We start from the raw sequence: 6,211 nt of genomic DNA on the forward strand, positions 1-6,211 counted from the left end.
TGTGCCGCTGCTGCCCGCGCTGCCGCCGCTGTGGACGCACGGCGACTGGCATGCGTCGAACCTGCTGTGGACCGAGGCGGGGCCCGGCGCGCAGGTGCGGACGGTACTCGATTTCGGGCTGTCGGATCGCACCTGCGCGGTGATGGATCTCGCGCTCGCGATCGAGCGCAATACGGTCGACTGGATGGCGCCGGCCGATGCGCGCCGCGTCGAGTACGCGCAGATCGACGCGCTGCTCGACGGGTATGAATCGCTCGAACCGCTGGGCGACGAAGCCTACGCGGCGCTGGTCGCGCTGCTGCCGATCGTGCATACGGAGTTCGCACTGTCGGAAGTGGCCTATTTCGGTTGCATCATCGATGCGCCGGCAATCGTCGACATCGCATACGACGGCTACCTGATCGGTCACGCGCGCTGGTTCGGCGAACGCGACGGCCGGCAATTGCTCGACTGGCTCGTGCAGCGCCGGCGGGCGAAGCAAGGGGCTGCCTGATTCGCCTGCGGGGAATCGCCGCATACGCGTGCCGATTTCCCGTGCCACCGCCATCTTCCGTGCGGCCGTCGCGTCGCACGTTCATCGAATCCTCCTGATCGCCGAGGCGGGGCATGGCTCCCGCGGGGCGCCGCACGCATGCGCGCGGCTGCGCCCAACATGACGGAAATGTCATCTTCGCCTCATGTTCGCACTGCGGCCGGACCGTAGCATCGGTCGCGAACCGTTACCGCAGAACCGAACATGCTCAAGCTCAACCTCGCCGTGGCCATCGTCTTCGCGATGGCCGCGACGGCTCATGCGCAGCCGTCGCTGTCGCCGGGGCCGGCCCCGGCTGCCTCCGGCAGCGCCGCGCCGATCGGCGCACCGCCCCCCGACGCTCTCGCTCCCACCTCGCTGACGCTTGCCGATGCGCTATCGGTCGCGGCCCGGAACAATCCGGCGCTGCGCGGCGCACGCGCGGACGTCGATGCGTCGGCTGGCGCACTGATGCAGGCCGGCGCGCGGCCGAATCCCGAAGTGTCGTTCCTGCAGGAGGGGTTTCGTCGCGCCGAACGCACGTCGACCGCGCTGATCAACCAGACGATCGAACTCGGCGGCAAACGCAGCGCGCGGCTCGATGTCGCGTCGTACGGCAGGGAAGCGGCCAATGCATCGCTCGACGAGCAGGGCGCCGTCGTGCGCGCCGACGTGATCGCCGCGTTCTACGGGCTGCTGGCCGCGCAGCGCCAGCTTCAGGTGACCGAGGAATCGGCCGCGATCGCCGCGCGTTCCGCGGATCTGGCGAGCCGCCGCGCACAGGCCGGCAAGGTGTCGCCGGTCGAGGCGACCAAGGCGCACGTAGCGGCGGCCGGCGTGCAGGTCGAAGTCGTGACCGCGCCCGGCCGGGTCGAGGTCGGGCGGGAGAAGGCGAACGCGGGGGTGGGGGGAGGTGGCGGCTGGCGGGCGACGGTGCAGGCGGGTCGTGGAGCCCGGCTGCATCGCCGCGCGTTCCGCGGATCTGGCGAGCCGCCGCGCACAGGCCGGCAAGGTGTCGCCGGTCGAGGCGACCAAGGCGCACGTAGCGGCGGCCGGCGTGCAGATCGAAGTCGTGACCGCGCGCGGCCGTGTCGAGGTCGCGCGCGAGAAGCTGAACGCGGTGATGGGCGAAGCGCGCGACGGCCGGCTTGCGGTGCAGGGCGATCTTGAAGCCGTGCCGCCGGTCGAGACGTTGTCCGCGCTGACCGCGCAGCTCGACGATGCGCCGCTCGCGCGGATCGCGCGCGCCGAGATGCTGCGCTCGAACGCGGCCGTGTCGCTCGAACGCGCGCGGCGCATTCCGGACGTGACGATCAGCGCCGGCGTGAAGCGCGTGACCACGGGCGGCGTGCCGGACAACCAGGCGGTGGTCGGCGTGTCGATCCCGATTCCGCTGTTCAACACGAACAAGGGCGCGCTGCTCGAAGCGACGCACAAGGCCGAGCGCGCGAATGCCGATCTCGATCGCGAACGCACGCGCCTGCGGCTGAACCTCACGCAGGCGTACACGAATTTCGAAGCCGCCGCGCAGGAAGCGGGGCGGCTGAAGGCCGACATCCTGCCGGCCGCGCGCCTCGCACTCGATGCGATGTCGCGTGGCTACGAACTCGGGAAGTTCAGCTTTCTCGACGTGCTCGACGCGCAACGCACGCTGTTCCAGGGCCAGTCGCAATACGTGCGCGCGCTCGCCGATGCCCATACGGCCCGCGCCGACATCGGCCGACTCGTCGGTACGCCGCTCGCACCGGTCGCGCAATAGCGCAACGGACGCCTCATTTACCTGAAGGATCACCATGTCACGCAGCAGAATCCTGATCATCGCGGCGGTCGTGCTCGGCAGTGCCGGGATCGTCATCGGCGCACTCGGCGTCACGCGCAACAGCGGTGGCAACGGCGCGGCCGTTGCCGCTTCTTCCGCGGAAGCCGCCGGCGAGCGCGGCGGTGTCGTGCTCAAGCGCGGCAAGCTGTCCGTCGAAATCGTGATGACGGAGAAGCCCGGCGATGCGCGCCTCATCGTCTATCCGTTCGTCGACGGCAAGCCGGCCGACAAGGGCGTCACCGTGTCCGGCACGCTGGTTCGCTACGACCGCACGCACGAACCTTTGCGTTTCGACGCGGCCGGCCAGAAGTTCGTGTCCGCGCAGTCGATCGGCAAGCCGCACGTGTTCGACGCGACGATCGACGTGAAGGCGGGCAACGAATCGGCATCGTTCCCGTTCGCCCGCGCCGACGGCGCGATCGCGTTGACCGACGCGCAGCTCGCGACCTCGAAGATCGCGCTGGCGAAGGCCGGCCCCGCGCAGATCGCGACGCCATTCCAGTTGCCGGGCGAGATCAAGTTCAACGAGGATCGCACCGCGCACGTGGTGCCGCGCGTAGCCGGTATCGTCGAGCAGGTGTCGGTGTCGCTCGGGCAGAACGTGGCGAAGGGGCAGGTGCTGGCCGTGATCGCGAGCACCGATCTTGCCGACCGGCGCAGCGAGCTGCTGACGGCCGAGCGCCGGCTGTCGGGCGCCCGCGCGACCTACGAGCGCGAACGCACGCTGTGGAAGGAGCGCATCTCGGCCGAGCAGGACTACCAGCAGGCGCAGGTGCAGTTGCGTGAAGCCGAGATCGCCGTGCAGAACGCCAGGCAGAAGCTCGCCGCGCTGAACGCACCGGTCGGCGCGGGTGCGCTGAACCGCTACGAACTGCGCGCGCCGTTCGCGGGCACGATCGTCGAGAAGCACGCGACGCCGGGCGAAGCGATCGCCGCCGATGCCAGCATGTTCGTGATCTCCGATCTCTCGACGGTATGGGCCGAGATGGCCGTGCCGGCCCAGCGGCTGAACGACGTGCGGGTCGGCCGCGATGCGACGGTGATCGCGACCGCGTTCGAATCGCGGTCGAGCGGCCCGATCGCGTACGTCGGGTCGCTGCTCGGCGAACAGACGCGCACCGCGCCGGCGCGCGTCGTGCTGCCGAACCCGGACGGCGTGTGGCGGCCCGGGATGTTCGTGAACGTGTCGGTCGACGCGGGCAAGCAGGGCGTGCCGCTCGCGGTCGCGAGCGATGCGCTGCAGGACGTCGACGGCGCACCGTCCGTCTTCGTGCGCTCGTCGAAAGGCTTCGTCGCCCAGGCTGTCGAAACCGGGCGGCGCGACGAACGGGCGACCGAGGTGCTGAAGGGGCTCAAGCCGGGCCAGGAATACGCGGCGTCGAACAGCTTCGTGCTGAAGGCCGAACTCGGCAAGGGGAGCGCGGAGCATGAATGAGCGTTACGTGTGCGCCGTTGCGCGACTCGCGGCCCGGTATGCGGCCCGCTTTCCGGCCCGCCGGGTGACCGGCCGGGCGGCCCGTCCGTCGAGGGTGACCGTGCCCCGTTTCAAGGAATCCCGTCATGTTTGAGCGCCTGATCCGCTTTGCGATTGCACATCGCTGGCTCGTGATGCTGGCGATCGCGGCCGTGGCCGCGCTGGGCGTGTTCAGCTACCAGAAGCTGCCGATCGACGCGGTGCCCGACATCACCAACGTGCAGGTCCAGATCAACACGTCCGCGCCCGGCTATTCGCCGCTGGAGGCCGAGCAGCGCATCACCTATCCGGTCGAGACCGTGATGGCCGGCCTGCCGGGCCTCGAGCAGACGCGCTCGATCTCGCGCTACGGGCTGTCGCAGGTCACGGTGATCTTCAAGGACGGCACCGACATCTATTTCGCGCGACAGCTCGTCAACGAGCGCATCCAGGAAGCGAAGGACAAGCTGCCGGCCGGCATCGCGCCCGCGATGGGGCCGACGTCGACGGGCCTCGGCGAGATCTACCTGTGGACCGTCGAGGCCGACGCGGCTGCGCGCAAGCCCGACGGCACGCGCTACACGGCGGCCGACCTGCGCGAACTGCAGGACTGGGTCGTCCGGCCGCAGCTCCGCAACGTGCGCGGCGTGACCGAGGTCAACTCGATCGGCGGCTACGTGAAGGAATACCGCGTCGCGCCGAATCCGGCAAAGCTGATGTCGTACGGGCTGACGCTCGCCGACGTCGTGCGCGCGCTGGAGCGCAACAACGACAACGTCGGCGCGGGCTACATCGAGAAGCGCGGCGAGCAGTATCTCGTGCGCGTGCCGGGCCAGGCGCGCACCGTCGACGATATCGCCAACATCGTGCTGACCAACGTCGGCGGCGTGCCGGTGCGGATGAAGGACGTCGGGCTGGTCGACATCGGCCGCGAGCTGCGCACCGGCGCGGCGACCTCGGACGGCGAGGAGGTCGTGCTCGGCACGGTCTTCATGCTGATGGGCGAGAACAGCCGCACGGTCGCGAAGGCCGTCGCCGCGAAGATGGAGGACGTGAACCGCACGCTGCCGGCAGGCGTGAAGGCGATTCCCGTATACGACCGCACCGTGCTGGTCGAGAAGGCCGTCGCGACGGTGAAGAAGAACCTGCTCGAGGGCGCGATCCTCGTGATCGCCGTGCTGTTCCTGTTCCTCGGCAACATGCGCGCGGCGCTGATCACGGCGCTCGTGATCCCGCTGTCGATGCTGATGACCTTCACCGGCATGGTGAACGCGAAGGTCAGCGCGAACCTGATGAGCCTCGGCGCGCTCGACTTCGGGATCATCGTCGACGGCGCGGTGGTGATCGTCGAGAACTGCGTGAGACGGCTCGCGCATGCGCAGGCCGCCGCGGGCCGGCCGCTGACACGCGACGAGCGCTTCGCGGAGGTATTCGGCGCGTCGCAGGAAGCGCGCCGCGCGCTGATCTTCGGGCAACTGATCATCATGGTCGTGTACCTGCCGATCTTTGCGCTGACGGGTGTCGAGGGCAAGATGTTCCACCCGATGGCCATTACCGTCGTGATGGCGCTCGCGGCCGCGATGGTGCTGACCGTCACGTTCATTCCGGCGGCCGTCGCGCTGTTCATCGGCGAGCGTGTCGAGGAGAAGGAGAACCGCCTGATGGGCTGGGCGCGGCGCGCTTACGAACCGGTGCTCGCCGCATTCATGACGCGTCCGGCACGCGTGATGATCGGCGCGGGCGCGATCGTGCTGGTCACGCTCGGGCTGGCCACCCGGCTCGGCAGCGAGTTCATCCCGAGCCTCAACGAAGGCGACCTGGCCGTTTCCGCGCTGCGGATTCCCGGCACGAGCCTGTCGCAGTCGGTGGAGATGCAGAAGTCGATCGAGAAGACGCTGAAGGCGCGCTTCCCCGAGATCGAGCGCGTGTTCGCGCGCACCGGCACGGCCGAGATCGCGGCCGACCCGATGCCGCCGAACCTGTCGGACGGCTACATCATGCTGAAGCCTGCGGACAAGTGGCCCGACCCGAAGAAGCCGCGCGACCAGCTCGTGCGCGAGATCGAGGAAGCGCTCGCCGAGCTGCCGGGCAACGCCTACGAGTTCTCGCAGCCGATCCAGCTGCGCTTCAACGAACTGATCTCGGGCGTGCGCAGCGACGTCGCCGTGAAGATCTTCGGCGACGACATGGCCGTGCTGAACCAGACCGGCGAGCAGATCGCGGCCGCGCTGCAGAAGGTGCCGGGCGCGTCCGAAGTGAAGGTCGAGCAGACCACCGGCCTGCCGGTGCTGACCGTCAACCTCGACCGCGACAAGCTCGCGCGCTATGGCGTAAGCGTCGCCGACCTGCAGGACTCGGTGGCCGCGGCCGTCGGCGGGCAGAAGGCCGGCACGCTGTTCCAGGGCGACCGCCGCTTCGACATCGTCGT

At 69.4% G+C, this 6,211-nt stretch carries 3 protein-coding genes and 2 pseudogenes; all 5 read left to right on the plus strand.

Annotated features, from left to right (window positions below; translation table 11 throughout):
* Positions 1–493 (plus strand): phosphotransferase (locus G3N99_RS32405; RefSeq protein ID WP_206124412.1); only part of this gene is annotated, 493 nt, incomplete at its 5' end.
* 243 nt (positions 494–736) lie between these two features.
* Positions 737–1,420 (plus strand): annotated as a pseudogene (locus G3N99_RS32410) (TolC family protein); the annotation flags it as partial.
* A 52-nt stretch (positions 1,421–1,472) separates the two neighbouring features.
* Positions 1,473–2,270, plus strand: a pseudogene (locus G3N99_RS32415) (TolC family protein); the annotation flags it as partial.
* Positions 2,271–2,304: 34 nt separating this feature from the next.
* Positions 2,305–3,765: an efflux RND transporter periplasmic adaptor subunit gene (locus G3N99_RS32420; protein ID WP_206124413.1), complete on the plus strand. Its 1,461-nt coding sequence runs from the start codon at positions 2,305–2,307 to the stop codon at positions 3,763–3,765.
* Positions 3,766–3,890: 125 nt separating this feature from the next.
* On the plus strand, positions 3,891–6,211 hold a 2,321-nt coding region (locus G3N99_RS32425; protein WP_206124414.1), incomplete at its 3' end, for a CusA/CzcA family heavy metal efflux RND transporter.

This window comes from Burkholderia sp. Ac-20392 (assembly GCF_017104585.1).
Classification (GTDB): domain Bacteria; phylum Pseudomonadota; class Gammaproteobacteria; order Burkholderiales; family Burkholderiaceae; genus Burkholderia; species Burkholderia lata.

Excerpts from the sequence above, each read along its gene's own strand:
- G3N99_RS32420 (WP_206124413.1), top strand. The coding sequence starts at position 2,305 with ATGTCACGCAGCAGAATCCTGATCATCGCGGCGGTCGTGCTCGGCAGT.